Below are 24,892 nucleotides of genomic sequence, written 5' to 3'. Positions count from 1 at the left end.
CCACGGACCAGGGAGGTTGATGAATATGGCCGTCGCCGGCCCTCGTCAGCGTGCCCTTGTCCGGGCCGTGCGGCGATAGCGCGCGGTCCGGTCGTTCATCGGACGACCAGGAGTGATCATGTCTTCCTCCGCTTCACCATCCTCCCCTGCCCCGCTGACCAGTGAGCGCCTGCTGTTGCGGCCCTGGACCCTCGCGGAGGCCGCCGCGGTCCTCGGCGAGGGCGCGCGGCCCGCGCGGTGGGCGGCCGACTTCCCCGCCGAGGGGGATCGCGTCGTCGCGGGGCTGCTCGACCAACAGCCGGCCTGGCTCGGCGAGTACGGCCACCGGTTGATCGTCGAGCGCGCCAGTGGTCTCGTGGTGGGCTCGATCGGCCTGTTCTGGCCGCCGCGCGACGGTGTCGTCGAGATCGGCTACGGCGTGGTGCCGTCCCGCCGCGGTCGGGGCTATGCCTCGGAGGCGACCAGGGCGTTGGCCGGGTTCGCGCTCGCCGCGCCCGGGGTGCACACCGTGGTCGCCGGCGTGGAGCCGTCGAACTCGGCGTCCGTCCGCGTGGTGGAGAAGGCCGGCTTCGAGCGCTTCGAGCCGGCCGCCGCCGAGGCCGAGGGGAACGTGGTCCGTTTCCGGCTCACGTCTCGCTGACGGCGGCGGCCAGCGCGGCCACGCCCTCCCGGATCGCGTCGGGGGGCGTGGCCGCGTAGCCGAGGATCAGACCCGGCGGGTGGGGGAGCCTGCGGTGCCAGCTGAGGGGGTGGAGCTTGACGCCGCGGGCGAGGGCCGCGGCGGCCAGGGCGGTGTCGTCCAGGGCCGGGTCGTCGAAGGTGGTCATCAGGTGGAGCCCGGCGGCCGGGCCGTGCAGCGTGGTGTGCGGGAGGTGGCGGCGGAGCGCGTCGATCATGGCGTCCCGGCGGCGGCGGTGGCGGGCGCGGGCGAGCCGCAGTTGGCGTTCCAGTTCGCCGGACTCCATCAGCCTGGCGAGCACCAGCTGGGGCAGTGCCGCGTTGCCGAGGTCGGCCAGGCGCTTGGCGGCGATCAGGGCGTCGCGGTGTTCGGGGGGTGGCACCAGCCAGCCGATGCGGAGCGCGGGGGCGAGGAGTTTGGAGGCGCTGCCGCAGTAGGCGACGCGGTCGGCGAGCAGGGAGCGGAGCGCGGCGACCGGGGGGCGGTCGTAGCGGTGTTCTGAGTCGTAGTCGTCCTCGATGATGAGGCCGTCGTGCTCGGTGGCCCAGCGCAGCAGTTCGCGGCGGCGGGCGCCGTCGAGGACGACGCCGGTGGGGAACTGGTGGGCGGGGGTGAGGAGGACGGCGCCTGCACCGGTTGCGCGCAGGGCGTCGACGCGGGCGCCGGCCGGGTCGACGGGGATGGGTGGGACGTCGAGCCCGGCGGCCGCCAGTTGTTGGCGGGCGCCGAGCGAGCCGGGGTCCTCCACGGCCACCGAGGTGACGCCGGCGGCGGTCAGCACCTGGCCGAGGAGGGCGAGGGTCTGCGCGGTGCCCGAGGTGATCAGCACCTCGTCCGGGGTGACGCGGAGGCCCCGGTTGCGGGCCAGCCAGTCGGCGACGGCGGCGCGCAGCGCCGGGGTGCCGCGTGGGTCGCCGTAGCCGAGGCCGGTGGCGGGGAGGTCGCGGAGCAGCTCGCGTTCGGCGCGCAGCCAGGCGGCGCGGGGGAAGGCGGCGAGGTCGGGGGTGCCCGGGGTGAGGTCGACGCGGGCGGGGGCGGCGCGCAGCGCGTCGAAGACGCCCTGGTCCGGGGGGTGGGTGAAGAGGTCGGCGGGGGTGGGCGCGGGTGGTGGCGCCGGGGCGCTGGCCGGTCGGGCGGGCGGGGGCAGCGGGGCGGCGACGACGGTGGTGCCGTTGCGGCGGTGGCCCTCGGCGTGGCCGTCCTCGGTCAGGCGCCGGTAGGCCTCGGTGACGACGCCGCGGGAGACGCCGAGTTCGGCGGCGAGCGCGCGGGTGGGGGGCAGTCGGCTGCCGACCGGGAGTCGGCCGTCGGCGACGGCGTGCCTGAGTTGGCGGGCCAGCCAGTCGGCGCGGCCGCCGGGTGGGGCCTGGGCGATGTCGAGTTGCAGGAAGTCGGAGGTGCCGGCCGCTTTGGCCTGGTCGGATCGATCGGCATTGGACCTGTGCACCGGACCATAGTGGCAGCAGGCTTGCCGCATGGACTCGTTGATCGGCTATGTACACGGCTACTCGGAGCGCGAGGCGCGCAGGCTCGGCGACCAGGCGGACACGTTGGCGGAGCTGTTGCACGCCGGCACGTCCTACCCGGCGGGCAGTCGGGTGCTGGAGGCGGGCTGCGGCGTCGGGGCGCAGACGGTGCACCTGGTGGCGAACAGCCCCGGGGTGCGGTGGGTGGCGCTCGACCGCTCGGCCGAGTCGTTGGCCACGGCCCGGGCGCGGGTCGCGGCGGTCGCGCCGGCGGCCGAGGTGCGCTGGTGTCATGCGGACGTCTACGAACTCCCGTTCCCCGAAGCGGAGTTCGACCATGTCTTCGTCTGCTTCCTGCTGGAGCACCTGTCCAACAGGGAGCGGGCGCTGGTCGAGCTGCGCCGGGTGCTGCGTCCCGGCGGCACGCTGACGGCGATCGAGGGGGACCACGGCACGGCGTTCTTCCACCCGGACAGCCCGTACGCCAGGGCGGTGATCGACTGCCAGGCCAGGCTCCAGGAGGTGGCCGGCGGCGACGCGCACACCGGGCGGGCGGTGGGGCCGCTGCTGCGCGGGGCGGGCTATGTCGACGTGTCGGTCGAGGTGCGGACGGTCTACGCGGACGCCGCCAGGCCGGACCTGATGGGGGACTTCGTGCTCGACACGTTCGCCGCGATGGTCGGCGGGGTCCGCGAGCAGGCGCTGGAGGCCGGGTTGATGACGCCGGCCGACTGGGACCGTGGGATGGCCGACCTGCGCCGGGCGGCCGGCGGGGACGGGACGTTCCACTACGCCTTCTTCAAGGGGGTCGGCGTCCGGCCGGCCCTCGACGTGGCTTGACCTTCAGGTTGGACGAAGCTCCAGAATCGCGGCCATGGAACGCGAGACGGACCAACCGGCCGAGATGAGCATCGGCGCCTTCGCCCGGCGCGTCGGCGTGGCGCCCAGCGCGCTGCGCTTCTACGACGACTGCGGGCTGCTGCGCCCGGACCGGGTGGACGCGGTCACCGGCTACCGCTACTACGCGCCCGAGCAGGAGGCGCGCGGGGTGGCGGTGCGGCGGCTGCGGGACGCCGGGCTGCCGCTGGTGGACGTGGCGGTGGTGCTCGACGGGCCGGCCGAGGAGGCGCGGGCGGTGCTCACCGCCCATCTGCGCCGTACCTCCGAGCTGGCCGCGGCGGCCAGGTCGGCCGTCGATGAGGTGCTGCGGGGGCTGCCGTCCGCCGGCCGGCGGACGGTGGCGCGGCTCGGCGGGGCGGAGCTGGCCAGCGCGGTGCGGCAGGTGGCGCCGGCGGCGGCCGCCGTGGGGCCGCCCGCGCTCGCCGGGGTGCTGGTCGAGCTGGGCGGCGGGGAGGTGCGGCTGGTGGCCAGCGACCGCTACCGGCTCGCGCTGCGGGTGCTGCGGCCCGTCGCGCTCGACGGCGGCGGGCGCCGGCTGCTGGTGGCGGCGGCCGCGCTGCGGGAGGCGGCAGCCTGGGCGCTGCCGGAGCCCGAGGTGGAGGTGGTGGCCGACGGCGCGGGCGCCAGGCTGCGCGCCGGGGCGGGTGAGCGGGAGCTGCCGGTGGTCGACGAGGAGTTCCCCGACTACCGGGAGATGCTGGCGGCGCTGGACGCCCCGCGTGGCCGGGTGATCGTGGGCCGTCGCGCGCTGCGGGACGCGGTGCCGGCCGAGGGGCCCGTCGTCCTGCGTACGGCGCGGGACGGCGGAATCACAGCCGGCGGCGTGGACTCCGGTGGGACGGCGTTGCGGGGCGTCGTGTCGGGGGCGCCGCCGTCGCGCGTCGCCTTCGATCCCGCGGTGCTGCTGCCCGCCCTTGAGGCGAGCGTGGGGCCCGACGTGCTGCTCGAACTGGTCTCCGACGCGGCGCCCGTGGTCGTCAGGTCGGCGGACCAGGGCAGCTTCACCACCCTGGTGATGCCGGTGCGCGTGGCGGGGAGCTGAGATGGACCCGCACAACGAGGTGGTCCGGCTGTGTGTGGCCGGCATGGCGGCGGAGGCCGAGGGGGAGCGGGACCGGGCGCGCGAGCTGTTCGAACGCGCCTGGGCGGCGGCCGGCGATGACTACGAGCGGTGCGTCGCTGCGCACTACGTCGCCCGGCACCAGGACACCCCGGAGGAGACGCTGCGCTGGAACGAGGAGTGCCTGCGGCTCGCGGACGCGGTGGGGGACGAGAAAATGGCGGGCTTCTACGCCTCGCTGCACCTGAACATCGCGCGGGCGCACCGGACGGCGGGGCGCGCCGAGCCGGCGCGCGAGCACTTCGCGCTCGCCGCTCGCCACGTCGACGCGGTGCCGGAGGGGCAGTACCGGGAGTGGATCCGGTTCGCCGTCGCGCGCGGGCTCGGCGCCCACGCGGCCGGCGCCCACTTCGCCGAGCTCGACGCGCTGGTCGAACGGTGGTGCGCACGCCGCGAGTTGACGGCGCTGGCGCTGGTGCTGCCGGTGCGTCTCGGCGACCTCGGCACCCCGGAGGACGGCGAACGGCTGGTCACGGCGCTGCGCATGCTCCATGCCTCCGGCTGGCTGCCGGAGGCGGAGCGGGCCGAGCTGGGGCGGGTGATCGGTTCGCTCGCCGACCGGGCGCGTTAGGGTCGTGCCATGGCGACGGCGGACGGCGAGCGCGGCGGCATCTCCCAGGTGCCTGTTCGACTGCGCGAGAAGGCGAGCTGGCTCATCACCCACGCCGCGACGCCGGCCGGGCGGCTGTCGTCCGAGGCGTTCGCCGGCGTCGGTGCCCGCCGCTACCACTATCCGCTGCTCGCCGCGCTCGCCGAGTTCGGCCCGGCGAGCCAGGCGGCGCTCGGCCGGCGCTGCGGCATCGACCGCAGCGACGTGGTCGCCGCGCTCAACGAACTGGCGGCGGCCGGGCAGGTGGTGCGCAGCCCCGACCCGGCCGACCGGCGACGCAACGTGATCACCCTGACCCCCGAGGGCGAGCGGCAGTTGGAGCGCGCCGACAAGGCGCTGGCCGTCGCCCAGGACGCGCTGCTCGCGCCGCTGTCGGCGGGCGAGCGCGCCGAGCTCATCCGGCTGCTGGCCCGGGTCCTGGACCACTGGACGGTCGACCAGCGGTGACGCCCGGGACGAGCCGGGCCAGTGCGGCGGCCGAGGGGCTGCCGGGCTCGGCCGCGTAGAGCGCGAGCCGCTGCGCGCTGCCGTCACCGAGGTCGAGCAGCTGGTGGGTCAGGGTGAGCGGCCCCACACGCGGGTGGCGGTAGCGGCGGGCGTGCGAGGGACAGGCGGCCACCGGGTGCGCGCGCCAGAGGGCGGCGAACTCCGGGCTGCGCTCGACGAGTTCGGCGATCAGCGCGGCCAGCGCCCGGTCGCCGGGGCGCCGGCCGACGACGATCCGCAGGTCGGCGACGGTGTCCCGGCACTTGGCCGGCCACTCCTCCCCGAACAGGCGGCGCGTGGCCGGGTCGAGGAAGACCAGGCGGGCGGCGTTGGGCGGCTCGTCGAAGGGCAGGTGGCCGCCGAACAGCGCGTGGGCGCCGGCGTTCCACGCCAGGATGTCGACGCGTGCGCCGAGCACCAGGGCCGGGGTGGCGCCCAGCGAGTCCAGCAGCGTGCGCACCCCGGGGCGCGGTGACTCGGCCGACGTGGGTGGTGTGGTGTCGGCGCGGGCCGGGCGCACCAGGGCGCGCAGGTGGGAGCGCTCGGTCGCGTCGAGCCGCAGCACTCGGGCCACCGCGTCGAGCACGGCGTCCGAGACGTGCGGGGTCTGGCCCTGTTCCAGGCGGGTGTAGTAGCCGGGGCTGATGCCGGCGAGCTGGGCCAGCTCCTCGCGGCGCAGCCCCGGCACGCGGCGCCGGCGGCCGCCGTGGTCGGGCAGCCCGGCGTCGGTGGGCCGCAGCCGGGCGCGGCGCGAGCGGAGGAAGGGGCCGAGGTCGGGATGGGGCCGCATGGTCTCCCAGACTACGCGCGGCGATCCTGCACCTGGTGGGGATAGCCACGGCGGTGGGCTGGTCGGCGCCGGGCGGCCGGGCGAGGGTGGGGCGCATGAGGAAGCTGAGGATCCTGGTGATCGGTGCCGGCGGCACCATCGGACGCGCGGTGGTGGCGGAGCTGACGGGGGCGGGCCACGAGGTGGTGCGCGCCTCCCGGAGCGCGCCGCCCGAGACGCGCGTCGACATCGCCGACCCCGACTCGGTGGCCGCGCTGCTCGACCGGGTCGGCGAGCTCGACGCGGTGGTGTGCTGCGCGGCCAGCGGGGCGCTGGTCCGGCTCGACGAGGGCGACGACGCGGAGTACCTGACCGGCCTCGACGGCAAGCTGCTCGGCCAGGTGCGGCTCGTGCGGCGGGCGCTGCCCCGGCTGCGCGACGGCGGGTCCATCACGCTGACCAGCGGCGCCTTCGCCGAGCCGACGCCCGGCGGCTCGTTCGCCGCCCTGGTCAACGCCGGTCTTGAGGCGTTCGTCGACGCCACCGCCGTCGAGCCGCTGCGCGGGGCGCGGGTCAACGCCGTCAGCCCCGGCTGGGTGAGGGAGACGCTGGAGGCGCTCGGCATGGACCCGTCGGCAGGCACGCCGGCACGGGAGGTTGCACGGGCCTATGTGACGGCCGTGACCGGGGACGACCGGGGGCGGGTCCTGCGGGTCGGTCCTGACGGGACGCGCTGAGCGCCTCCTCGACGAGGCGCGCGGGCACCGGTTTTCGGCCGGCGTCCGTACACTCCCGGCCATGGCGATTCTGAAGGCGACCATGCGGCAGCAGGTCGCGGAGGCGATAGCACGGGTCAATCCGGCCGACCGGCCGCTGGTCACCGTCCACGGCGTCACCGGGCCGAGCCCGTATCTGATGAGCGGTTTCGGCCTGATCGGACAGCTGTTCATCGACTACTACTTCGTGACCATCACCGAGCAGGCCGTGGTCTTCCACCGGGCGAGCCGGGCGAGCAACCGGCCCAAGGAGCTGGCGTTCGTGGTCGACCGGGCGGAGGCGGCCGGGCGGGTCAGCGACGGGCGGCGCGGCTCGCTCTGGAGCTCGTTCCGCTTCCACCTGCCGGGTAAGGAGAAGCCGACCAGGATCAACGTGGGACGGCAGTGGCGGGCCGAGCTCGACCAGTTCATGCCGCTGCTGCTCGGCGGGCCCATGACCGCGCCGCCGCCCGCGCCACCGGCCGCCGGTCCGTACCCGCCGGGGCCCTATCCGGCGGCTCCGCCCGGCGGTCGGCCGGGTCCTTACCCGAGGTGACGGGCCCGGAGCCGGGCGCGCTCGCCGCCGTCGCCAGACGGCATGGCGTCGCGCCGGACGCGGTACGGCCCGCGCCGCGTCAAGGTGTCGCCTCGCACGTCCACCTGCTGGGCGACGGGCTGGTCCTCAAGGTCGCCCGTGCCGGGGACCCGGCCCTCGCGGCCGACCTGCGCAAGGAGGCCGTCGTCGTCCCGCACGCCACGCGCCTGGGCGTGCGCGCCCCGGAGATCGTGGAGTTCGACGGCGTGGGGGAGATGTTCGGCGCCCCCTACCTGGTCCAGCGCCGCGCGCCGGGCGTCGCGCCGCCCGGCGACGAGCCGGGCGCGGACGCGTACCGGGAACTCGGCCGGCAGCTCGCCCTGTTGCACGCCGCGCCGCCGACGCCGCTGGCCGGTGTGGCGGAGGACCGCGCGGGCGACGTCAGACCCGGCATCGAGGCGCTGGCCGCCGGTGGGTACCTCAGCGCGTCGCTCGCCCGCTGGCTGACCGGTTGGCTCGACGAACTCGCCGCCCACGTCCCGGCCGAGCCGCCGCTCGTCCTCGTGCACGGTGACGTCTCGGCCGGCAACCTCCTCGTCGATCCCACCACCGGCGCCCTCACCGCGCTGATCGACTGGGGCGACGCGGCCCACGCCGACCCGGCCGTCGAGTTCGCCAAGGTGCCGCCGCGCGCGGTCCGTTCGGTGCTCGCCGGCTACGCGCCGGGCGAGGAGGAGGCGTGGTGGCCGAGAATCCTGTGGCACCACGTCGCCTGGGCCGTCTTCCGGCTGCCCACCGGACCCGAGCCGCCGACGGCCACGCACTGGAGCGCCCAACCCGCCAACCGGCTGCTCGAACTGCTACGCCACTACGTCGACTTCGGCGGTTTCGGGGACTCCGCGGGCTGAACGAGGTCCCAGCGGTTGCCGTACCGGTCGACGAAGACCGCGACCCGGCCGTAGGGCGCCGTCCACGGCTGCTTCTCGATCGTCACCCCGGCCGCCGTGAACCGCGCGAAGTCGGCGTCGAAGTCGTCGGTGTAGAGGAAGAAGCCGACCCGGCCGCCGGTCTGGTCGCCGATCCGGCTGCGCTGGTGGTCCGTGACCGCCCTGGCCAGCAGCAGCCCGGTCTGCGCGTCGGGTCCCGGGGCGACCACCACCCAGCGCTTGCCCGGGTAGTCGTCCGGCAGCGGCGTGTCCTCGCGCAGCTCGAAGCCGAGCGGACCGGTGTAGTACGCGATGGCCTCGTCGTAGTCCGGGACGACGAGGGCCAGCAGCCCGAGATGCCTCATCGGGGCAGCATGTCATCCTGGGCGACATGGCCGAAGGCGGGTACCGGGAGCGGCCGGCGTCGCGGGACGCCGGCCTCCCGGGTGCCGTGGTGTGGGAGAAGACGGCGGTCGCGGACCGCGTCGGCCGGGTGCTGCCCGACGGCTGCATGGACCTGATCTGGGACGGCGCGCGGCTGCTGGTGGCGGGCCCGGACACCCGGGCGCACCTGGTGGCCGGGGTGGCTGGCACGCGGTACACGGGGCTGCGGTTCGCGCCGGGCTTCGGGCCGCTGGTGTACGGGGTGCCGGCGGACGAGCTGACGGATCGGCGGGTGGGCCTCGACGCGGTGTGGCCAGGGCGCCTGGTGCGGGAGTTGACGGAGCGGGTGGCCGGCGCGGCCAGGGCCGGGGCGGCCCTGGAGGCGGTGGCCGCGGGTCGGCTGGCCGCCGCGCCGCCGGATCCGGAGCCCGAGCCGTGGCGGGCCCGGGCGGTGGCGGCGCTGGCCGCCGGCCGCGGGGTGGCCGGGACCGCGCGTGAACTGGGGCTGAGCGAGCGGCAGTTGCGTCGCCGCAGCCTGGCCGCCTTCGGCTACGGTCCCAAGACGCTGGCGCGGGTGCTGCGGCTGGGGCAGGCGCTGCGGCTGACCGACGCCGGTACCCCGCCGGCCGAGGCGGCGGCGCTGGCCGGCTACGCCGACCAGGCCCATCTGGCGCGTGAGGTGCGGGAGCTGGCGGGGGTGCCGCTGACGCGGCTCAGGGGGTGAGGGGTGCGAAGAGGTCGACGCCGTTGCCGTCCGGGTCGAGGACGATGGCGTAGCGCTGGCCCCAGAACGCGTCCCACGGCTTCTTCTCGCCGACGTACCCGGCGGCGGTGAGCTCCGCGTAGACGGCGTCCACGTCCGCCGGGTCGTCGCAGCGGAAGGCGAGCCCGAGGCGACCGCCGGTCCCGGGGGTCCACTCCGGGTGGAAGCCCTTGATCGTCGCCACGGTGTCCCAGGCGACGCGCAGGCCGCCGGGGAGCCTGGCCTCCACGTGCGGCTGGCTCTCCGCCCCTTCGGGGATGTCGAGGCCGAGCCGCCGGTAGAAGGCGAGTGAGGCCGCCATGTCGTCGGTGACGAGGCCGATGAGGTCGAATCGTGCTGTCATGCCGCCGAGGCTAGGCCGGGCGGTCGGGGCGGTCTTGAAGGAATCGGACGCGGGTGACCGTGGGAACGCGTTTTCGACGATGTGGTTGTCCACAGGTTCGTGTCCCGTTTGACCTGGGACGTCGCCCTGGCTGTGGATAACTTCCGGCCTGTGGATAACGTGACCGACATCGTGTCGGCCTGTGGATAACCCGCCTGTGGACGACTCCGGACTACACTGCGGCACGGCCCGAAGCCACAACTGGTGTTTGCGACTTCGGGCCGCTTCACGCCGCGCGCCGGGTCATCCCAGGTCGGGTCGCCAGCTCCGGCTCGTCTGCAATCGCTGCAGGTCATCGCGGATTTCGAGCAGTCGCTGCCGGTGCTCGCCCGACGTCTCGATGAGGTGGTTGAGCAGTGGCGTGACGGCGGTCCTGATCATCTGCCGCACCGACTCCTCGGCCACCGCGACCATCCGCTCGTCGACCAGCCGCTGGACGTGCCGCTCCAGCTCGTGCAGGGCCCGCAGCGGAAAGTTATCCACAGGCTCGGCGGCCGCCGAGAGGCAGGCCTCCGCCTCCGTGTCGAGGAGGTAGGACCGCACCTGACGTGCGATGACGCTGTCCCGCAGCAGCATCCCGACGTTCAGCACCGCCCGCCGGGGGTAGAGAGTGATGCCTCGTCCTGGCGTTCTAACCGACATCCTGTCGGTTAGAAACTCGCGCAGCTCCGCGCCGCGCAGGACGCGCATACCGTTGGCCTCCAACTCGGCTCGGTGCCGCTCGACCACCTTCTCGACGATCTTGGTGTCGACCTCGTAGTACGCCGCCACCATCCGCGTCGTCACGTGCAGTCCGTCCGGCAGCGTGCGCAGCGTCTTGACCTTGTCGAGGGCGTCGACCCGGTCGATCACCCGGCTGCGCAGCTGGCGCGAGTCGAGCAGGTCGCTCTCGTGGGTGTGGGTGTTCCTCATCGTCTTCCTTCCCGAGCCGGTGGCTCGACGGATGACGTAGTGTCTCTACGCCATCCGGGTTAACGAGGAAGATCCGGCGAAGATGCGGGCGAGGTGCGCGCATGCGTCCGAAGCGGGGGAAGTCGCCCGAACTCACTCCGCCCAGGGGATCGTTCTGATCTCGCCGGTCTCGGTCACGGTGGCCAGGCCGCCGGCCGTCATGCAGACCAGCGCCTCGACGGCTTCGCCGCCCGTGGTGGACACCTGTCGCGGCTCGCCCGCCGGCAGGACGGCGGCCTGGCCCGGGCCGACGTGCTTGGGTTCTGCGGTGCCGTCGCCCGAGGCGACGGCGATGGTGCCGGTCAGCGGCAGCCAGACCTGTTCGCGGTCCACGGAGTGCCAGGGGCCGCGGGCGCCGGGCGCCATCCGCACCCGCCAGGCGCTGAGTTCGCGGGTGCCGCGGCGGGGCGTGGCGAGGCTGGTCATCTCGGCGTTCGGGGTGGCGACGGTGTCGTGCTCGGTGGGCGTGTGGACGCGCATGGGTGGGCTCCTCCGGCCTGTGTAAAGCTGCTTTACTCGTGCTCTCGGCAGTGAGTAAAGCAGCTTTACACGTGTGTGTCACCATGGACCCCGTGTCAGAACCCCCGCCGCCACCCGAGACCGAGCTGACCTTCCTCCTCGGCATGGGCTTCCAGCTCCTCCTCGCCGAGTTCGAGACCCGCCTCGCCGAGCAGGGGTACGGCGACCTGCGGCCCATCCACGGCCTCACCTTCCAGGCGCTGGGACCGGCCGGCGCGACGAGCAGCGAGCTCGCGGCTCGGCTCGGCGTCACCAAGCAGGCGGCCGGGCAGATCGTCGACGACCTGGAGCGGCGCGGCTATGTGCGGCGCGAGCCGCATCCGGCCGGTGGGCGGCGCAGGCTGGTGGTGCTCACCGAGGCCGCGCACCGCCATCTCGCCGTCGCCGGCCGGACGTTGCACGGTCTCGAGGCGGAGCTCGGGGAGCGGCTCGACGTGGGCGTGCTCCGCGCCGAGCTCGAACGACTGCTGGTGGCGTTGGCGGACGGGCGGCCGCTGCCGCCGCTGCGTCCCGTCTGGTAGGCGGGGGGCGGGCGGTCAGCCCAGCGCGACCGAGTAGGGCGCGAAGCGGCGGGTGATGTCGCCCGGGATGTCGGGGGCGCCGAGCACCATCAGGGCGCAGGGGCGGTCGCCGGTGAGGCCGTTGGCGCGGAGCCAGCGGTCGAGCTCGGGGTGGCGGGCGTCCACGTCGTAGCGGATGGGGCGCGGGGCCTCGGTGCCGAGGCGGGCGACCAGGGCCTGGGCGGTGGCGGTGTCCTCCGCGACTACCGGGCCGATGACGATGCTGGACGGGTTGGGCCAGGCGGCGGCGAAGCCGGTGAGGCGCCCGGTGGCGGCGTCCTCGGCGACCAGGAAGCGGTCGGCGAAGGCTGGGAGCCTGGTCAGCAGCGCGGTGCGGTCGGTGCCGAAGACCGGGCGGTCGTAGGCGAGCACCGCCGGCAGGTCGGCGGCCGCCGCCGGCCGCACGGTGGTCGCCGGCCGGGCCTGGGGCGGCACGGCGCCGGTGAAGGTGCCGCGGATGGTGGTGAACTGGCCGACCGTCTTGAAGCCGAGCTGCTCGTAGAGCGGCCGGCCCTGGTCGGTCGCGCTGAGGAACACGGCGGCCGGTCCGCACTCGGCCAACGCGTGCCGCATCAGGTGGCGGGCGATGCCGCGGCGGGCGTACCGCTCGGCGACCAGCACCATGCTCAGGCACCGGTGGCGGTCCCCGTAGGCGGTGACGACGACGGTGGCGATCAGTCCGCCCACCGGATCGCCGGCCGGGGCGTCGATGCCGTAGCCCTGCCCTGCGGTGAGCAGCAGCCGCCACTTGTGCTCCTCGCGGGTCCAGTCCCGGCTGTCCGCCAGGTCGAGGCAGGCGGTGAGGTCGGCCGGGCCGAGGCGGCGGACCGGCGGGAGGTCGTTCGGCAGCGTCACGACCTCAGGGATACCGGGGCGCGGGGCGTGGCGCGAGCGGTTTTCGACGTGCGGACGGCGCGGGCGGCGCGGGCGGCCCGCGCGGCGCGGCCGCGTCGGGTGAGGCGCCACGGCTTGAGGACGGATATCGCGGTCATGAAGAGGTAGAGGCTGAGCGAGACGACCGGCGGCGCGACGAGGCTCGCCGGGTCGGACACCGGGTGCCCGGCGGCGACCTCGGCGGCCGCGTTGTCGATTCCGGCCCGGAACAGGAACAGCGAGGCGAGGCCGGCGCCCAGCGTGAGCCAGAACTTGACGTAGACCCACCAGTGGCGGGCAAGACCCCACGGGGTGCCGAGCGACAGCACCAGGCCGGAGGCGAAGGTGGTCAGCGCGAGCGGGGCGATCAGCCAGTCGCCGAAGATCTTCATGGCGCGGTAGGCGGCCTCGGCCGTGGCGGCCGAGTCGGTGGTGGCGCCGGCGATGCCGAGCACCAGCAGACAGAGGGTGAGGCCGAGCCAGCCGACGGACACGACGACATGTCCGACGAGGAGGGCCCGGCGCACCGGACGACGTAGCTCTCTCATGCCGCCACGGTCCCGCGCGAACCCGTCGCGACGCGTCTGACGGGGGGAGTATCCGCGGCTACTCGCCCTTGAGTACGGGCGGGGCGGTCCGCTCGGTGAGACCGGACCGGCCCGCGGGCCGGGAGCCCGCGGTGCCCGCCGAGGGCACCCGCCCGAGCGCGGTCACCACGAGGGCACCGAGCGCCAGCGCGCCGCCCAGCCACAGCACCGACCGGGTGCCGAAGCCGTCCACCAGTCGGCCGCCCGCGAAGGCGCCCAGGGCGATGGCCCCGTTGAACACGGCCACGAACAGGGAGGTGGCGCCCTCCCTGGCCTTCGGGGCGGCCAGGGCCAGCCAGGTCTGGGTGCTCACCGACACGCCGCCGTAGGCCAGGCCCCAGACGACCAGCAGGACCGCCGCGCCCGCCACGGACAGTCCGAGCACCGGAACGAGCGGCAGGGAGGCGGCCAGCGCGGCGCCGATCACCAGCACGGTGCCGCGCACCGACCGGCCCACCCGGGCGCCGACCACGAAGTTGCCCGCGATGCCGGCGACTCCGTAGGCCAGCAGGAGGGTGCCGATCATCGACGCCCCGACGCCCGAGACGTCCTCCAGGATCGGCCGCACGTAGGTGTACGCGGCGAAGTGCCCGGTCACCAGCAGGGCCACCACCGTGAGCCCGGTGGCCACCCGCGGGTTGCCGAGCAGCCGCAGCACACCGCCGAGCGCGACCGCCTCCTCGGCGGGCAGCGGCGGCAGCACCACGGCCATGGTCACCGCCACGAGCAGGGCGAGACCGCCGACGGCGAGGAACGCCTCACGCCAGCCGGCCAGTTCACCGAGGTACGCGCCGGCGGGCACGCCCACCACCGAGGCGACGGCGATACCGCTGAAGATCAGGGAGGTGGCCGGCCCGACGGACGTGGCCGGCACCAGCCGTGCCCCGAGGCCGCCGGCGAGCGACCAGACGCCGCCGAGGCCGACGCCGACCAGCACGCGGGCCACCATCATGACCGTGACGTTCGGCGACCAGGCGGACAGCACGTTGGCCGCCGCCAGGAGCACCAGCAGGGAACAGAGGACGACGCGCCGGTCGATCCGGCCCACCGCGGCGGTGACCAGCGGCGCGGAGAACGCGCCGATCAGCCCGGTGACGGTGAGCGCCAGCCCGGCCGTGCCCTCGCTCACGTCCAGCGAACCGCTGATGGGTGTGAGCAGGCCCACCGGCAGCATCTCGGAGGTGACCACGGTGAAGGTGCCGGCCGCCACGGTCAGCACGGCGGGCCAGCCGCCGTTCAGGGATCCACGTGCCATGGCTTCAGCCAAGCCGGGGGCAGGGAGGGGGAACAACCGCGGAGTTCTCATGCTTCCATGAGGTGGGCTCATCGATCGGCGGCCTGGTCCGCGTGCGGAACGCGCCGGGCGAAAGGGCGACGGAGGGCACGGTGGAGATCCGCGAGCTGGAGTGCTTCCTGATCCTCGCGGAGGAGTTGCACTTCGGACGGACCGGCGAGCGGCTGTACGTCTCCCAGGGCCGGGTCAGCCAGCTGATCCGCTCCCTGGAACAGCGCGTCGGCGGCCGCCTGGTGGACCGCACCAGTCGGCGGGTGCGGCTCACCCCGCTGGGGCGGGACTTCCGCGACGACCTCCGCCCGGCCTACGCCGCGCTGCGCGACGCCGTCGAGAACGCCCGGGCGGCGGCCCGTGGGGTGAGCGGGCCGCTGCGCATCGGGTTCCAGGGCGTCGTGGGGTACGGGTTCATGGACGTGGTCGGGGAGTTCGAGGACCGATACCCAGGCTGCGTCACCCGGATCACCGAGCTGCCGCTCTCCGACCCCTTCGGGCCGCTGTACCGCGAGCAGGTGGACGTCGCCGTGGTGTTGTTGCCGGTCGAGGAACCGACGCTCGTGCTCGGGCCGGTCTTCTCCCGCCAGCCGTACTTCGTGGCGGCCTCCCGCCGGCATCCCTTCGCCACCCGGACCGTCCTGGACGCCGAGGAACTGGCCACGACACCGCTCGTCGGGGTGGCCGCCCCGGCGCCGGACTACTGGCGCGAGGCGCAGGCACCCACCCACACCCCGTCCGGCGCGCCGGTGCCGCGGGGCCCGACGGTCGGCACCCTCCAGGAGGGTCTGTCGCTGGTGGCGGCCAACCGGGGCGTGATGCTGCTGTGCCGCCCCACCTCCGAGTACCACCACCGCCAGGATGTGGCGTACGTCCCGGTGACCGGTCTCCCCGACTCCGCGCTCGGCCTCGTCTGGCGCGGCGACCGCGAGAACGCCCGGGTGCGGGCCTTCGCCGCGGCGGTGGCCGACGCGCTGGCCCGGGACCCGGGCATCGGGTAGCGCGCTCCGGTGCCGTCAGGCGGTGGCGAAGGGGTCGCCGGCCACCCCGGCGAGCCGGATCAGCCCGGGCCCGTCGCCCCACTGCTCGGGCACGAGCGCCCACAGGGTGTATGTCACGCCGTGCTCGGCGGCGTGCCGCGTCGCCCACGCCAGCACCTCGTCGACGTCGGCGTCCGACACCTCGTACTCGTCCGCGACGTTGACCGCCCGGTCCCAGAAGTAGACCCGGTAGCGCGGGTGGTCCAGCTCCCAGGTGGTGTCCCTCGGGTCGACGCCTCGTATCCGCATGGCGCCAGTCTAGGAGCGGGGCGGCGATGAGTTTCCCCTTCCGCCGAGGTCTTTCGTGCATGACCAACGACGACCTTCCCCTTGATCTCGGTCCGGCGGCCGCCGGGGTGGCCGGCCTGCTCGACGGCGTCGACCAGGAGCGGTTCGGCGCCCGGACGCCGTGTCCCGACTACCGGGTCGAGGACCTGCTGCGGCACCTGCTCGGGCTGACGCTGGCCTTCCGGGCCGCCGCCCGCAAGGAGTTCGGCCCGCTGACGGACCTGAGCCCGACCGACACCGCGCAGCCGGCGCCCTCCCTCGACGGCGACTGGCGCGGCCGGCTGCGGCGGCAGCTCGACGAACTGGCGGCGGCCTGGCGGGAGCCGGCCGCCTGGGAGGGCGAGACCAGGGCCGGCGGCGTCAGCCTGCCGGCCGAGGTCATGGGCCGGGTGGCGCTCAACGAACTCCTCATCCACGGCTGGGACCTGGCCCGCGCCACCGGCCAGCCCTACGAAGCGGACGACGTCACCGCGGGGGCCTCGATCGCGCTGCTCTCCCAGGGGACCGACCCGGCCGCCCGCGAGGGCACCGGCTTCGCCCCACCGGTTCCGATCGCGGACGACGCCCCACCCCTGGCCCGCGCCGTGGCCCTCAGCGGCCGACAGCCCTCCTGGGCGCCGGAGCCGCTCGCCTGACCGCCCCCGGCCCGGCGAGGAGGGGCCGGGCCCGGGGGCTCACGTGGTCAGTCGGTCAGGGGCAGGTAGACGCGGTTGCCGGCGTCGGCGAATTCCTGGGATTTGGCGGCCATGCCGGCCTCGATCTCCTCGCCGGTGAGGGTGAGGCGGTCGCCGTAGTCCTTCCTGATGTCCTGGCTGATCCGCATCGAGCAGAACTTCGGGCCGCACATGGAGCAGAAGTGCGCCGTCTTGGCCGGTTCGGCCGGGAGGGTCTCGTCGTGGAAGGAGCGGGCCGTGTCGGGGTCGAGGGCCAGGTTGAACTGGTCCTCCCAGCGGAACTCGAAGCGGGCGTCGGAGAGCGCGTCGTCCCAGACCTGGGCGCCCGGGTGGCCCTTGGCCAGGTCTGCGGCGTGGGCGGCGATCTTGTAGGTGATGACGCCGGTCTTGACGTCGTCGCGGTTGGGGAGGCCGAGGTGTTCCTTCGGCGTGACGTAGCAGAGCATGGCCGTGCCCCACCAGGCGATCATCGCGGCGCCGATGCCCGAGGTGATGTGGTCGTAGGCGGGCGCGATGTCGGTGGTGAGGGGGCCGAGGGTGTAGAAGGGGGCGCCGTCGCAGATCTCCTGTTGGAGGTCGATGTTCTCCTTGATCTTGTGCATGGGGACGTGGCCCGGGCCCTCGATCATGGTCTGGACGTCGTGTTCGCGCGCGATGCGGTTGAGCTCGCCGAGGGTGCGGAGTTCGGCGAACTGCGCCTCGTCGTTGGCGTCCGCGATGGATCCCGGGCGGAGGCCGTCGCCGAGCGAGAAGGTGATGTCGTAGGCGCGCAGGATCTCGCAGAGCTCGGCGAAGTGGGTGTAGAGGAAGCTCTCCCGGTGGTGGGCCAGGCACCAGGCGGCCATGATGGAGCCGCCGCGCGAGACGATGCCGGTCTTGCGGCGCGCGGTCAGCGGCACGTAGCGCAGCAGCACGCCGGCGTGCACGGTCATGTAGTCGACGCCCTGCTCGGCCTGTTCGACCACCGTGTCGCGGTAGATCTCCCAGGTCAGTTCCTCGGCCCTGCCGCCGACCTTCTCCAGCGCCTGGTAGATGGGGACGGTGCCCACCGGGACCGGCGAGTTGCGGAGGATCCACTCGCGGGTGGTGTGGATGTCGCGGCCGGTGGAGAGGTCCATGATGGTGTCGGCGCCCCAGCGGGTGGCCCACGTCATCTTCTCCACCTCCTCGTCGATGGACGAGGTGACGGCGGAGTTGCCGATGTTGGCGTTGACCTTCACCAGGAAGTTCCGGCCGATGATCATCGGTTCGGACTCCGGGTGGTTGACGTTCACCGGCAGCACGGCACGGCCGGCGGCGATCTCGTCGCGGACGAACTCGGGGCTGACGTTCTCCCGGATGGCGACGAACTCCATCTCGGGCGTGATCTCCCCGCGCCTGGCGTACGCGAGTTGTGTGACGGCGCCCGTGCCGTCGGCGCGGCGCTCGTCGATCCACGCGCGCCGCAGCGGCGGGAGGCCGCGGCGGACGTCGGTGGTGACCTCGGGGTCGGTGTAGGGACCCGAGGTGTCGTAGAGCGTGACGGCGTTGCCGTCGGTGAGGTGCACCCTGCGCACCGGGACCCGCAGGTCCGGGCGCGACCCGGTGAGGTATCCCTTGTGTGAACCGATGACGGGCGTGCTGGACGTGCCCGTTTCCTGCTTGGTCATCAGACCCACTCCCTACGCCGGCATTACCCGGTAACAGGTTCGGCGGTCGGCGCAGCGGCAGCGCCCTCTCAGCCCCGTGCTCGGAGCTCCCGCGATGTGTTGCTCGCGTCCCCACGCTAACGGCATGACGCGCGTGCTGAACAGGGGGCCGGTGGTCCGGCGGGCGTGCGTTGGGCTTCTTACGCGATGATCGGCGGGTGACCGAACACCACGAAGGCCACCACGGCCACTCACACCAGCACGGCCCGCCGGCCCCCGTCTCGGCGCACCTGCGCCGGGTCATCGCGGCGGTGCTGATCCCGTTCGCGGCGCTGATGGCGGCCGGCCTGGTGCTGCTGTGGCCGGGTGGGGAGCCGGAGCGCGAGGACCGCACGGGCGTCGGCTTCGACCAGCAGCTCGAACAGGCGCGGGTGACGGAGGTCGTCGAGACGCCCTGCGAGGAACTCGGCGTCCAGCTGGCGTCCGGCATCGAGGGCGAGTGCGCGCAGGCCACGGTGGAGGTGACCTCGGGGCAGGACACCGGGCACACGTTCACCGAGGTGGTGACCCCGGACGCGTCGCAGCAGTTCCACGTGGGGCAGGAGGTGGTGGTCGCCTACGCGCCGGACGCGCCCGAGGAACTGCAGTACAGCGTCTCGGACGTGGACCGGCAGGCGCCGATGCTGTGGCTGGCCGCGATCTTCGCGGTCGTGGTGGTGCTGGTCGGGCGGCTGCGGGGGCTGCTGGCGCTGGTGGGGCTGGTGGTGAGCTTCGCGGTGCTGACGCTGTTCATCCTGCCGGCGATCCTCGGCGGCTCGAACCCGTTGCTGGTGGCGGTGGTCGGGGGCAGCGTGATCATGCTGACCGCCCTGTACCTGTGCCACGGGGTGAACGCCCGCACCTCGGTCGCGGTGCTCGGGACGCTGGTCTCGCTGATACTGATCGGGCTGCTCGGCTCGGTGTTCATCGAGTGGGCGCACCTGAGCGGCAACACCGACGACCAGACGGGTCTGGTGCACAGCCTCTATCCGCGGATCGAGATCCAGGGCCTGCTGCTGGCCGGCATCCTGATCGGCTCGCTCGGGGTGCTCGACGACGTGACCGTCACCCAGACCTCGGCCGTGTGGGAGCTGAAGCGGGCCGACCCGGGGGCGGGTTGGCTGAAGCTCTACCGCTCGGCGATGCGGATCGGCCGGGACCACATCGCGTCGGTGGTGAACACGCTGGTGCTGGCCTACGCGGGCGCCGCGCTGCCGTTGATGCTGCTGTTCACCATCGCGCGGGCCAGCGTGTCCACGGTGGCGTTCAGCGAGCTGGTCTCGGAGGAGATCGTGCGGACCCTCGTCGGGTCGATCGGCCTGGTGGCCTCGGTCCCGGTGACGACGCTGCTCGCGGCGCTCGTGGTGAGCGCGGACCGGCCGGCGCCCGGCGCGGCGTCGATCCCGGCGCCGGCGGGCGCGCCCGCCGGCGGAGTGGTGACCGGGGTGGCCCCGGGGGCCGGGGTGCCGGCCGCTACCAACCGCCACCGGAGGAGGAAGAAGAGGTGAACTTCCGCACCACGAAGATCAGCACGGCCACCAGCGCGGCGAAGACCAGCACCCGGAAGGCGAGTCCGAGCACCCAGGTGATCACGGAGATGATCAGGCTGCCGAAGACCACCAGCGCGATGGTGGGGATGGCGATCCAGCGCACCCACCACGGCAGTGTCATAAAGGCGGCTTTCATTGCCCCGGCTCCTTCATCGCCCTAGCTCCTACCACGATCGACTGACGCATTCGATGCTAAGGGCGCCGGACGGGGTGTGGGAGGCCCGGGCGCCCCGGTCCTCCCCTGACCGTTCCCTGACTCCTACCCTGAGCCGGGGGGCCGACTCAGCTCCCCTCGGGGGGCGAGAAGACGACCATCACCCGCAGGTCCTCGGTGATGTGGTGGAAGCGGGCGGGGGTGCCGGCGGGCACGTAGACCACGCTGCCACGCCCCACCGTGGTCGTCTCGTCGCCGACGGTCATCGCCGCGCGGCCGCTGACCACGAAGTTGACCACGTCCTGCCGCTGCGGGCGCTGGGTGTCCTGCTCACCGGCGTTCAGCGCGTAGAGCCCAACCGATACGTTGCGTTCGTTGAGAAAGCGCAGGTAGGCACCGTCGTGCGCGAGCCGTTCCGCCTCCAGACGATCCAGCCGGAACTCCTTCATCGCCTCATTCCTTTTGCTCTCCAGGTGCCATCTGCAACGATCCCTTGTATGACAAGCATTTTGTTCAGGTTCCTTGCCAACGCCGTCGCCCTGGCCGCCGCCGTCTGGCTGGTCGGCGACATCACCCTCGGGGAAGACGACGCGAGCACCGGCAGCAGGGTGGTGACCCTGCTGGTCGTCGCGCTGATCTTCGGCGTGGTCAACCTGATCGTCAAGCCCATCGTGAAGTTCCTGGCCTTCCCGCTGCTGATCGTCACGCTCGGCCTCTTCACGCTGGTGATCAACGCCTTCATGCTGCTCCTGACCAGCTGGATCGCCGGCGACGAGCGCTTCGAGGTCGCAGGGTTCATGGCCGCGGTGCTGGGCGGCCTGATCATCTCCATCGTTTCCTGGGCCGTCAACATGGTCCTCGACCGCGACTGACCGGATCGCCATGACCTACCGCATCTGCGTCGTCTGCTCCGGCAACATCTGCCGCTCGCCGATGGCCGAAACCGTGCTCCGCGCGCGGCTCGCCGAGGAGGGCCTCGACGGCTCCCACACGGTGGACAGCGCCGGCACCGGCGGCTGGCACGTCGGCGAGCCGGCCGACCCGCGCGCGGTCGCCGCGCTCGTCACCGCCGGCTACCGGGCCGGCGCCCACGACCACACGGCCCGCCGCTTCGAACACGACTGGTTCGACCGCTACGACCTGGTCGTCGCCATGGACCGGGGGCACGAGCGCGAGCTGCGCCGGCTGGCACGAAACCAGGGAGACGCCGCCAAGGTGGTGCTGCTGCGCGACCACGACCCGGACGCGGCCCCGGACGACCGCGACGTGCCCGACCCCTACTACGGCGACGACGAGGGCTTCGCGGCCTGCCTGAAGATCATCGAACGCGGCGTCGAAGGACTGCTCGACGCGGGCGTGGTGGTGCGGTCGTGAACGCCGTCGCGCGCCGCGTGGGCGGCCTGCTCAACACACTCCCGTTCGACGCCCAACCGGTGAGCGGGGGCGAGATCTGCGAGGCGTACCGGGTGCGGCTCGGCCACGGCCTCGACAACGACGGCGGTCCTTTCCACACCTGCTTCGCCAAGACCATGGACGGCGCGCCGGCGGACTTCTTCGCCGCCGAGGCCGCCGGCCTCGAAGTGCTGCGGTCCACCGGGGCCGTCGCGGTGCCCGGCGTGCTGGCCGTCGAGGCCGACGTCCTGGTGCTGGAGTGGGTGGACACGACGGAGCCGAGCGACGCCGCGGCGGAGCGGCTCGGCCGCGACCTGGCGGCGCTGCACTCCACCCCGGCGCCGCACTACGGCACGACCGGCCCGCTGTACCTCGGTCCTGTGCCCCTGACCACCCCCGACCCGCCGGTCGCCGACCCGGCCGGCTGGCCGGCGTTCCACGCCGAGCACCGGCTGCTGCCGCTGTTGCGGATGGCGGTCGACGGCGGCGGCATCGACCCGCGCGACGCGCGGGACGTGGAACTGCTGTGCGAGCGGATCGACGAGGTCGCCGGCGAGCCGCAGCCGCCGGCCGTCATCCACGGCGACCTGTGGCCCGGCAACATCCTGTGGACCGGCGACCGGCCGCACCTGGTCGACCCGGCGGCGCAGGGCGGCCACCCGGAGGCCGACCTGGCCTTCCTCGAACTGTCCGGCTGCCCGCGGTGGGACCGGGTGATCGGGGCGTACGAGGAGGTACGGCCGGTGCCGGGGCGGCGCGAGCGGGCGCCGCTGCACGCGCTGCACCACGTGCTGATCCACGCGGCGCTGTTCGGCGGACCGTACGGAGCGGAGAGCGGCACGACGGCCCGCCGCGCGCTGCGCGCGTCGCGCTGACCGAGGGGTTTCTCCCCACCCACCCGCCCTTGTTCGCGCTCCGCGCGGAGCGAAAGGGCGGGTGGGTGGGGGACACCGGTTCGCGTGACGCGTCGTGGTGGCGGTTACGCTCGCCGGGAGCGAGGAGGTGGTGCAGGTGGTCGGTGAGGGGACGCGGGCCGTGGGGGCCGGGGTGCCGGAGGGGGAGGCGTATGCCGCGCCCGTGCCGGGGCCGACGTTCGCCGCGCACTTTCATCTGCCGGGCGATCCCGCGGTCGCCCCGTACGCGTACGGCCGGCAGGGCAACCCGACGTGGACCGCCCTTGAGGCCGCCGTCGCCGATCTTGAGGCGCCGGGCGAGGCGGACGCTGCGGCGGTCGTGTTCCCGTCGGGGATGGCCGCCACCACGGCCGTGCTGTTCTCCCTGCTCCGGCCTGGGGACGTCGCCGTGCTGCCGTCCGACGGGTACCAGCTGCTGCCGCGGGCGCGGGAGCGGCTCGAGGGGTTCGGCGTCGTCGTGCGGACCGCGCCGACCGGCGCGGACGCGCAGCTCGCCGCCATCGACGAGGGCGTGCGGCTGGTGTGGGTGGAGACGCCGTCCAACCCCGGGCTCGACGTCTGCGACATCCGCCGGCTCGCCGAGGCCGCGCACGCGCGCGGCGCGTTGCTCGTCGTGGACAACACCCTCGCGACGCCGCTCGGGCAGCGGCCGCTCGCGCTCGGCGCCGACCTGTCGGTCGCCAGCGGCACCAAGGCGCTCAACGGGCACGGCGACGTGCTGCTCGGCTACGTCGCCGCCCGCGAGCCCGCGCTGGCCGCCGCGGTGCGCGCCTGGCGCACCGAGACCGGCGCGATCATCGGGCCGATGGAGGCGTGGCTGGCGCACCGTGGGATCGCGACGCTGCAGCTGCGCGTCGAGCGGCAGGGCGCCACCGCCCTGGCCGTGGCCCGCGCGCTGCGGGCGCGCCCCGAGGTGAGCGGCGTTCGCTATCCGGGGCTGCCGGAGGATCCGGGTCACGAGGTGGCGGCCCGGCAGATGCGGCACTTCGGCTGCGTCGTGTCGTTCACGCTGCCCGACCGCGGGTACGCCGAGCGGTTCCTGGCCGCGCTGCGCCTGGTGTCGGACGCCACCAGCTTCGGCGGGGTCAGGTCGACGGCTGAGCGGCGCGCCAGGTGGGGCGGGGACGACGTGCCTGAGGGGTTCGTCCGGCTCTCGGTCGGCATCGAGGACGCCGAGGACCTCGTCGCCGACCTGCACGCGGCGCTGGACGCCGCCGGGGACGTTTCGTCCGGCGGCGCACGGGCCACATGACTTGCATGACCCATGCACGACTCGTGGTCAAACGCACCGCCCGCGCCATCCTGCTCGACCGGGACGACAGCGAGCTGATCGTCATCAAGCGCACCAAGCCCGGCCTCCCGCCCTACTGGATCACCCCGGGCGGCGGGGTGGAGCCCGAGGACGAGTCGGTCGTCTCGGCGCTGCACCGCGAGGTGTCGGAGGAGCTGGGCGCCAAGGTCTGCGACGTGGTACCGGCCTTCGTCGACACCGTCCCGCACGTGCCGGAGCCCGGCGAGGCCACCCCGCCGGGGCTCAAGGTCCAGCACTTCTTCGTCTGCCGGCTGACCACCATGGACCCGGCGCTGCGGCACGGCCCCGAGGTGGAGGAGCCGCGCGGCGTCTACGAGATCGTGCGGCTGCCGTTCACCCCGGAAGGGCTGGCCGCCGTCGACCTGGTGCCGACCTCGCTCAGCGCCTACCTGACGGGGAACATCGACGGTGTCCGGGCGCTGCTGGCCGCCGACTTCGCCTGAGCCCGCGCCCGGAAGCCCCGGGGCGGCTCAGCGGCCGAACCAGTCGGCGTCGGGGGCGCGGCCGCCCGCGCGCTCGGCCCGCTCCAGGGCGCGCCGCGCCTCCGCGCGCCAGGCGTCCGGCGGGGGCGGCGGCGGGGCCGCGGGCGGCGCGGAGGGGCCGGGCGGCAGCGCGTGCGGTACCGGGCGGCCGCCGAGCTCCTGGGCGCGGCGCACCTGCGCGTCCCTGGCGGCGCCGAAGAAGTCGCCGCCCTTGCGCCGGTAGTCGTCGGTGCCCCAGGCGCGCTCGGTGTCCTTGGGCGGTGTGACGAGCCGGGGTATGTGCTTGGCGCAGTGGATGTACGCCTCCTCGACGTCGATGCGCACCCACAGGTCGGTGCGCCGGCCGGGGGCGGTGTCGGTCGGCAGGTCGGGGTGGAGGGCGCGCAGCTCGTGGTCGGGGACGATCCGGGCGCGGCCGTTGATGTGCAGGCCGATGCGGGCACGTTCGAAGTCGATGAGCAGCAGCCCGGCGTGAGGGTTCTCCGAGATGTTGCCGAGCGAGGCGTGCACGCCGTTCCCCCGGTACTCGGGGTAGACCAGGGACTTGGGGTCGAGGACCCGCAGGAACCCGGCCGGGCCGGCCCGGAAGCTGTTGTCGCACTCGCCGTGGCGGTCCGAGGTCGCCAGGAAGAACATCTCCTGACGGCCGACGAACTCCCGCATCCGGTCGTTGAGGTGATCGAGCACCTGGTCCTGGTAGAAGCGGTCGGCCCGCTCCTCGCTGCCGAGTTGACGTTGCAGCACGTGTTCGCCGTCGCTGCCCGGCCGGCCGGCGCGCGGCGGCAGGGCGGTCACGGGCCGCAGTGCCCCGTGCGGCGCGGGTCCCGTGCCCTGTGGTCCTGTTCGTTCTGGCATGCCTGAATCCCGGT

At 74.2% G+C, this 24,892-nt stretch carries 32 protein-coding genes and 1 riboswitch; of the genes, 18 read left to right on the top strand and 14 right to left on the bottom strand.

The genetic code is table 11. The annotated features are described in order from the left end of the window. The first annotated feature begins 118 nt into the window (after nt 1-118). The gene (locus ACFWI8_RS06880; protein WP_387086695.1) at nt 119-640 is read left to right on the top strand and encodes a GNAT family N-acetyltransferase; all 522 of its coding nucleotides are present in this window, start codon (nt 119-121) and stop codon (nt 638-640) included. Here ACFWI8_RS06880 and ACFWI8_RS06875 read toward each other — a convergent pair. Next, the gene (locus tag ACFWI8_RS06875; RefSeq protein WP_387086692.1) at nt 627-2,126 is read right to left on the bottom strand and encodes a PLP-dependent aminotransferase family protein; all 1,500 of its coding nucleotides are present in this window, start codon (nt 2,124-2,126) and stop codon (nt 627-629) included. The genes ACFWI8_RS06880 and ACFWI8_RS06875 overlap by 14 nt on opposite strands. 28 nt (nt 2,127-2,154) lie before the next feature. On the opposite strand from ACFWI8_RS06875, the gene ACFWI8_RS06870 reads away from it, so the two are divergent. From ACFWI8_RS06870 to ACFWI8_RS06855, 4 genes are read left to right on the top strand one after another with little or no spacing between them, the layout of a single operon-like run. After that, nucleotides 2,155-2,985 carry a methyltransferase domain-containing protein gene (locus tag ACFWI8_RS06870; RefSeq protein WP_387086690.1) on the top strand — a complete coding sequence of 277 codons (831 nt, stop codon included), beginning with the start codon at nt 2,155-2,157 and terminating at the stop codon, nt 2,983-2,985. A 34-nt stretch (nt 2,986-3,019) separates the two neighbouring features. Next, nucleotides 3,020-4,087, top strand: a complete 1,068-nt coding sequence (locus ACFWI8_RS06865; RefSeq protein ID WP_387086688.1) for a MerR family transcriptional regulator — start codon at nt 3,020-3,022, stop codon at nt 4,085-4,087. Between the two features lies 1 nt (nt 4,088). Beyond that, the gene (locus ACFWI8_RS06860; RefSeq protein ID WP_387086686.1) at nt 4,089-4,736 is read left to right on the top strand and encodes a hypothetical protein; all 648 of its coding nucleotides are present in this window, start codon (nt 4,089-4,091) and stop codon (nt 4,734-4,736) included. A gap of 9 nt (nt 4,737-4,745) precedes the next feature. Then, nucleotides 4,746-5,222, top strand: a complete 477-nt coding sequence (locus ACFWI8_RS06855; RefSeq protein WP_387086684.1) for a MarR family winged helix-turn-helix transcriptional regulator — start codon at nt 4,746-4,748, stop codon at nt 5,220-5,222. On the opposite strand, the gene ACFWI8_RS06850 is transcribed toward ACFWI8_RS06855, so the two are convergent. Next, complete coding sequence (locus ACFWI8_RS06850) at nt 5,170-6,051, bottom strand: helix-turn-helix transcriptional regulator (protein WP_387086682.1); 882 nt, start codon at nt 6,049-6,051, stop codon at nt 5,170-5,172. The two genes, ACFWI8_RS06855 and ACFWI8_RS06850, sit on opposite strands and share 53 nt — an antisense overlap. Nucleotides 6,052-6,155: 104 nt before the next feature. Here ACFWI8_RS06850 and ACFWI8_RS06845 point away from each other — a divergent pair, with 104 nt between their 5' ends. From ACFWI8_RS06845 to ACFWI8_RS06835, 3 genes are all read left to right on the top strand, one after another. Then, a complete protein-coding gene (locus ACFWI8_RS06845; protein WP_387086727.1) occupies nt 6,156-6,767 on the top strand; it encodes a short chain dehydrogenase in 612 nt (203 codons plus the stop codon). 61 nt (nt 6,768-6,828) lie between these two features. Further along, nucleotides 6,829-7,341 carry a hypothetical protein gene (locus tag ACFWI8_RS06840; RefSeq protein ID WP_387086680.1) on the top strand — a complete coding sequence of 171 codons (513 nt, stop codon included), beginning with the start codon at nt 6,829-6,831 and terminating at the stop codon, nt 7,339-7,341. Next, a complete protein-coding gene (locus ACFWI8_RS06835; protein WP_387086678.1) occupies nt 7,338-8,228 on the top strand; it encodes a phosphotransferase family protein in 891 nt (296 codons plus the stop codon). Before ACFWI8_RS06840 ends, ACFWI8_RS06835 begins: the two co-directional genes overlap by 4 nt. On the opposite strand, the gene ACFWI8_RS06830 is transcribed toward ACFWI8_RS06835, so the two are convergent. After that, nucleotides 8,189-8,611 (bottom strand): VOC family protein, encoded by a 423-nt coding sequence (locus tag ACFWI8_RS06830; protein ID WP_387086676.1) that lies wholly within the window; start codon nt 8,609-8,611, stop codon nt 8,189-8,191. The genes ACFWI8_RS06835 and ACFWI8_RS06830 overlap by 40 nt on opposite strands. A 26-nt stretch (nt 8,612-8,637) precedes the next feature. Here ACFWI8_RS06830 and ACFWI8_RS06825 point away from each other — a divergent pair, with 26 nt between their 5' ends. Further along, nucleotides 8,638-9,354, top strand: a complete 717-nt coding sequence (locus ACFWI8_RS06825) for a helix-turn-helix domain-containing protein (RefSeq protein ID WP_387086674.1) — start codon at nt 8,638-8,640, stop codon at nt 9,352-9,354. On the opposite strand, the gene ACFWI8_RS06820 is transcribed toward ACFWI8_RS06825, so the two are convergent. From ACFWI8_RS06820 to ACFWI8_RS06810, 3 genes are all read right to left on the bottom strand, one after another. Continuing rightward, on the bottom strand, nt 9,344-9,736 hold the full coding sequence (locus ACFWI8_RS06820; protein ID WP_387086672.1) for a VOC family protein: 393 nt from the start codon (nt 9,734-9,736) through the stop codon (nt 9,344-9,346). The two genes, ACFWI8_RS06825 and ACFWI8_RS06820, sit on opposite strands and share 11 nt — an antisense overlap. Before the next feature lie 282 nt (nt 9,737-10,018). Then, nucleotides 10,019-10,687 carry a restriction endonuclease gene (locus ACFWI8_RS06815; protein WP_387086670.1) on the bottom strand — a complete coding sequence of 223 codons (669 nt, stop codon included), beginning with the start codon at nt 10,685-10,687 and terminating at the stop codon, nt 10,019-10,021. A 132-nt stretch (nt 10,688-10,819) separates the two neighbouring features. Continuing rightward, nucleotides 10,820-11,206, bottom strand: a complete 387-nt coding sequence (locus ACFWI8_RS06810; RefSeq protein WP_387086668.1) for a cupin domain-containing protein — start codon at nt 11,204-11,206, stop codon at nt 10,820-10,822. 83 nt (nt 11,207-11,289) lie between these two features. Here ACFWI8_RS06810 and ACFWI8_RS06805 point away from each other — a divergent pair, with 83 nt between their 5' ends. Beyond that, on the top strand, nt 11,290-11,766 hold the full coding sequence (locus ACFWI8_RS06805; RefSeq protein WP_387086666.1) for a MarR family winged helix-turn-helix transcriptional regulator: 477 nt from the start codon (nt 11,290-11,292) through the stop codon (nt 11,764-11,766). Between the two features lie 15 nt (nt 11,767-11,781). On the opposite strand, the gene ACFWI8_RS06800 is transcribed toward ACFWI8_RS06805, so the two are convergent. The 3 genes from ACFWI8_RS06800 to ACFWI8_RS06790 are packed head-to-tail and all read right to left on the bottom strand — an operon-like array spanning nt 11,782 to nt 14,484. Further along, nucleotides 11,782-12,660, bottom strand: coding sequence for a GNAT family N-acetyltransferase (locus ACFWI8_RS06800; protein ID WP_387086664.1), 879 nt, complete (start codon nt 12,658-12,660; stop codon nt 11,782-11,784). Continuing rightward, nucleotides 12,657-13,226 carry a DUF2269 domain-containing protein gene (locus ACFWI8_RS06795; RefSeq protein ID WP_387086662.1) on the bottom strand — a complete coding sequence of 190 codons (570 nt, stop codon included), beginning with the start codon at nt 13,224-13,226 and terminating at the stop codon, nt 12,657-12,659. Before ACFWI8_RS06795 ends, ACFWI8_RS06800 begins: the two co-directional genes overlap by 4 nt. Nucleotides 13,227-13,284: 58 nt before the next feature. Further along, a complete protein-coding gene (locus ACFWI8_RS06790) occupies nt 13,285-14,484 on the bottom strand; it encodes an MFS transporter (protein ID WP_387086725.1) in 1,200 nt (399 codons plus the stop codon). A 128-nt stretch (nt 14,485-14,612) separates the two neighbouring features. Here ACFWI8_RS06790 and ACFWI8_RS06785 point away from each other — a divergent pair, with 128 nt between their 5' ends. After that, nucleotides 14,613-15,551 carry a LysR family transcriptional regulator gene (locus tag ACFWI8_RS06785; RefSeq protein WP_387086723.1) on the top strand — a complete coding sequence of 313 codons (939 nt, stop codon included), beginning with the start codon at nt 14,613-14,615 and terminating at the stop codon, nt 15,549-15,551. Between the two features lie 15 nt (nt 15,552-15,566). Here the strand turns inward: ACFWI8_RS06785 and ACFWI8_RS06780 are convergent, their stop codons facing one another. Beyond that, nucleotides 15,567-15,839, bottom strand: coding sequence for a hypothetical protein (locus ACFWI8_RS06780; RefSeq protein ID WP_311599862.1), 273 nt, complete (start codon nt 15,837-15,839; stop codon nt 15,567-15,569). Nucleotides 15,840-15,898: 59 nt separating this feature from the next. Here ACFWI8_RS06780 and ACFWI8_RS06775 point away from each other — a divergent pair, with 59 nt between their 5' ends. Beyond that, nucleotides 15,899-16,513 (top strand): TIGR03086 family metal-binding protein, encoded by a 615-nt coding sequence (locus ACFWI8_RS06775; RefSeq protein WP_387086660.1) that lies wholly within the window; start codon nt 15,899-15,901, stop codon nt 16,511-16,513. A 47-nt stretch (nt 16,514-16,560) separates the two neighbouring features. Here ACFWI8_RS06775 and thiC read toward each other — a convergent pair whose 3' ends face one another. After that, nucleotides 16,561-18,201, bottom strand: a complete 1,641-nt coding sequence (gene thiC / locus ACFWI8_RS06770; protein ID WP_387086658.1) for a phosphomethylpyrimidine synthase ThiC — start codon at nt 18,199-18,201, stop codon at nt 16,561-16,563. After that, nucleotides 18,194-18,304: riboswitch (TPP riboswitch) on the bottom strand. It overlaps the preceding gene by 8 nt. A 94-nt stretch (nt 18,305-18,398) precedes the next feature. Between thiC and ACFWI8_RS06765 the strand changes: the two genes are divergently transcribed. Beyond that, a complete protein-coding gene (locus ACFWI8_RS06765) occupies nt 18,399-19,727 on the top strand; it encodes a YibE/F family protein (protein WP_387086656.1) in 1,329 nt (442 codons plus the stop codon). On the opposite strand, the gene ACFWI8_RS06760 is transcribed toward ACFWI8_RS06765, so the two are convergent. Next, on the bottom strand, nt 19,693-19,905 hold the full coding sequence (locus ACFWI8_RS06760) for a DUF5326 family protein (RefSeq protein WP_311599867.1): 213 nt from the start codon (nt 19,903-19,905) through the stop codon (nt 19,693-19,695). The genes ACFWI8_RS06765 and ACFWI8_RS06760 overlap by 35 nt on opposite strands. Nucleotides 19,906-20,051: 146 nt before the next feature. After that, nucleotides 20,052-20,372 (bottom strand): cupin domain-containing protein, encoded by a 321-nt coding sequence (locus ACFWI8_RS06755; RefSeq protein WP_387086653.1) that lies wholly within the window; start codon nt 20,370-20,372, stop codon nt 20,052-20,054. A gap of 48 nt (nt 20,373-20,420) precedes the next feature. Between ACFWI8_RS06755 and ACFWI8_RS06750 the strand changes: the two genes are divergently transcribed. From ACFWI8_RS06750 to ACFWI8_RS06730, 5 genes are all read left to right on the top strand, one after another. Beyond that, nucleotides 20,421-20,795 (top strand): phage holin family protein, encoded by a 375-nt coding sequence (locus ACFWI8_RS06750; RefSeq protein ID WP_311599869.1) that lies wholly within the window; start codon nt 20,421-20,423, stop codon nt 20,793-20,795. Between the two features lie 10 nt (nt 20,796-20,805). Continuing rightward, complete coding sequence (locus tag ACFWI8_RS06745) at nt 20,806-21,297, top strand: low molecular weight protein-tyrosine-phosphatase (protein ID WP_387086651.1); 492 nt, start codon at nt 20,806-20,808, stop codon at nt 21,295-21,297. After that, nucleotides 21,294-22,190, top strand: coding sequence for a fructosamine kinase family protein (locus ACFWI8_RS06740; protein ID WP_387086649.1), 897 nt, complete (start codon nt 21,294-21,296; stop codon nt 22,188-22,190). Before ACFWI8_RS06745 ends, ACFWI8_RS06740 begins: the two co-directional genes overlap by 4 nt. A gap of 94 nt (nt 22,191-22,284) precedes the next feature. Next, nucleotides 22,285-23,481 (top strand): cystathionine gamma-lyase, encoded by a 1,197-nt coding sequence (locus ACFWI8_RS06735; RefSeq protein WP_387086647.1) that lies wholly within the window; start codon nt 22,285-22,287, stop codon nt 23,479-23,481. 5 nt (nt 23,482-23,486) lie between these two features. After that, entirely contained in the window at nt 23,487-23,984 is a 498-nt protein-coding gene (locus ACFWI8_RS06730) for an NUDIX domain-containing protein (RefSeq protein WP_387086645.1), read from the top strand. A 27-nt stretch (nt 23,985-24,011) separates the two neighbouring features. Here ACFWI8_RS06730 and ACFWI8_RS06725 read toward each other — a convergent pair whose 3' ends face one another. Then, on the bottom strand, nt 24,012-24,878 hold the full coding sequence (locus ACFWI8_RS06725) for a pyridoxamine 5'-phosphate oxidase family protein (protein ID WP_387086643.1): 867 nt from the start codon (nt 24,876-24,878) through the stop codon (nt 24,012-24,014). Between the last annotated feature and the right edge of the window lie 14 nt (nt 24,879-24,892).

It is taken from the genome of Streptomyces sp. NPDC127098, from assembly GCF_042722465.1.
Taxonomy (GTDB): Bacteria; Actinomycetota; Actinomycetes; order Streptomycetales; family Streptomycetaceae; genus Streptomyces; species Streptomyces millisiae.
Note: the sequence above shows the minus strand (reverse complement) of the source record. Positions and strands in the feature narration are given on the sequence as shown.

Excerpts from the sequence above, each read along its gene's own strand:
- ACFWI8_RS06725 (WP_387086643.1), bottom strand. The coding sequence starts at position 24,878 with ATGCCAGAACGAACAGGACCACAGGGCACGGGACCCGCGCCGCACGGG.
- ACFWI8_RS06865 (WP_387086688.1), top strand. The coding sequence starts at position 3,020 with ATGGAACGCGAGACGGACCAACCGGCCGAGATGAGCATCGGCGCCTTC.
- ACFWI8_RS06850 (WP_387086682.1), bottom strand. The coding sequence starts at position 6,051 with ATGCGGCCCCATCCCGACCTCGGCCCCTTCCTCCGCTCGCGCCGCGCC.
- ACFWI8_RS06855 (WP_387086684.1), top strand. The coding sequence starts at position 4,746 with ATGGCGACGGCGGACGGCGAGCGCGGCGGCATCTCCCAGGTGCCTGTT.
- ACFWI8_RS06860 (WP_387086686.1), top strand. The coding sequence starts at position 4,089 with ATGGACCCGCACAACGAGGTGGTCCGGCTGTGTGTGGCCGGCATGGCG.
- ACFWI8_RS06880 (WP_387086695.1), top strand. The coding sequence starts at position 119 with ATGTCTTCCTCCGCTTCACCATCCTCCCCTGCCCCGCTGACCAGTGAG.
- ACFWI8_RS06795 (WP_387086662.1), bottom strand. The coding sequence starts at position 13,226 with ATGAGAGAGCTACGTCGTCCGGTGCGCCGGGCCCTCCTCGTCGGACAT.
- ACFWI8_RS06840 (WP_387086680.1), top strand. The coding sequence starts at position 6,829 with ATGGCGATTCTGAAGGCGACCATGCGGCAGCAGGTCGCGGAGGCGATA.
- ACFWI8_RS06810 (WP_387086668.1), bottom strand. The coding sequence starts at position 11,206 with ATGCGCGTCCACACGCCCACCGAGCACGACACCGTCGCCACCCCGAAC.
- thiC (WP_387086658.1), bottom strand. The coding sequence starts at position 18,201 with ATGACCAAGCAGGAAACGGGCACGTCCAGCACGCCCGTCATCGGTTCA.
- ACFWI8_RS06755 (WP_387086653.1), bottom strand. The coding sequence starts at position 20,372 with ATGAAGGAGTTCCGGCTGGATCGTCTGGAGGCGGAACGGCTCGCGCAC.
- ACFWI8_RS06750 (WP_311599869.1), top strand. The coding sequence starts at position 20,421 with ATGACAAGCATTTTGTTCAGGTTCCTTGCCAACGCCGTCGCCCTGGCC.
- ACFWI8_RS06815 (WP_387086670.1), bottom strand. The coding sequence starts at position 10,687 with ATGAGGAACACCCACACCCACGAGAGCGACCTGCTCGACTCGCGCCAG.
- ACFWI8_RS06805 (WP_387086666.1), top strand. The coding sequence starts at position 11,290 with ATGGACCCCGTGTCAGAACCCCCGCCGCCACCCGAGACCGAGCTGACC.
- ACFWI8_RS06745 (WP_387086651.1), top strand. The coding sequence starts at position 20,806 with ATGACCTACCGCATCTGCGTCGTCTGCTCCGGCAACATCTGCCGCTCG.
- ACFWI8_RS06830 (WP_387086676.1), bottom strand. The coding sequence starts at position 8,611 with ATGAGGCATCTCGGGCTGCTGGCCCTCGTCGTCCCGGACTACGACGAG.
- ACFWI8_RS06730 (WP_387086645.1), top strand. The coding sequence starts at position 23,487 with ATGACCCATGCACGACTCGTGGTCAAACGCACCGCCCGCGCCATCCTG.
- ACFWI8_RS06820 (WP_387086672.1), bottom strand. The coding sequence starts at position 9,736 with ATGACAGCACGATTCGACCTCATCGGCCTCGTCACCGACGACATGGCG.
- ACFWI8_RS06775 (WP_387086660.1), top strand. The coding sequence starts at position 15,899 with ATGACCAACGACGACCTTCCCCTTGATCTCGGTCCGGCGGCCGCCGGG.
- ACFWI8_RS06870 (WP_387086690.1), top strand. The coding sequence starts at position 2,155 with ATGGACTCGTTGATCGGCTATGTACACGGCTACTCGGAGCGCGAGGCG.
- ACFWI8_RS06780 (WP_311599862.1), bottom strand. The coding sequence starts at position 15,839 with ATGCGGATACGAGGCGTCGACCCGAGGGACACCACCTGGGAGCTGGAC.
- ACFWI8_RS06760 (WP_311599867.1), bottom strand. The coding sequence starts at position 19,905 with ATGAAAGCCGCCTTTATGACACTGCCGTGGTGGGTGCGCTGGATCGCC.
- ACFWI8_RS06825 (WP_387086674.1), top strand. The coding sequence starts at position 8,638 with ATGGCCGAAGGCGGGTACCGGGAGCGGCCGGCGTCGCGGGACGCCGGC.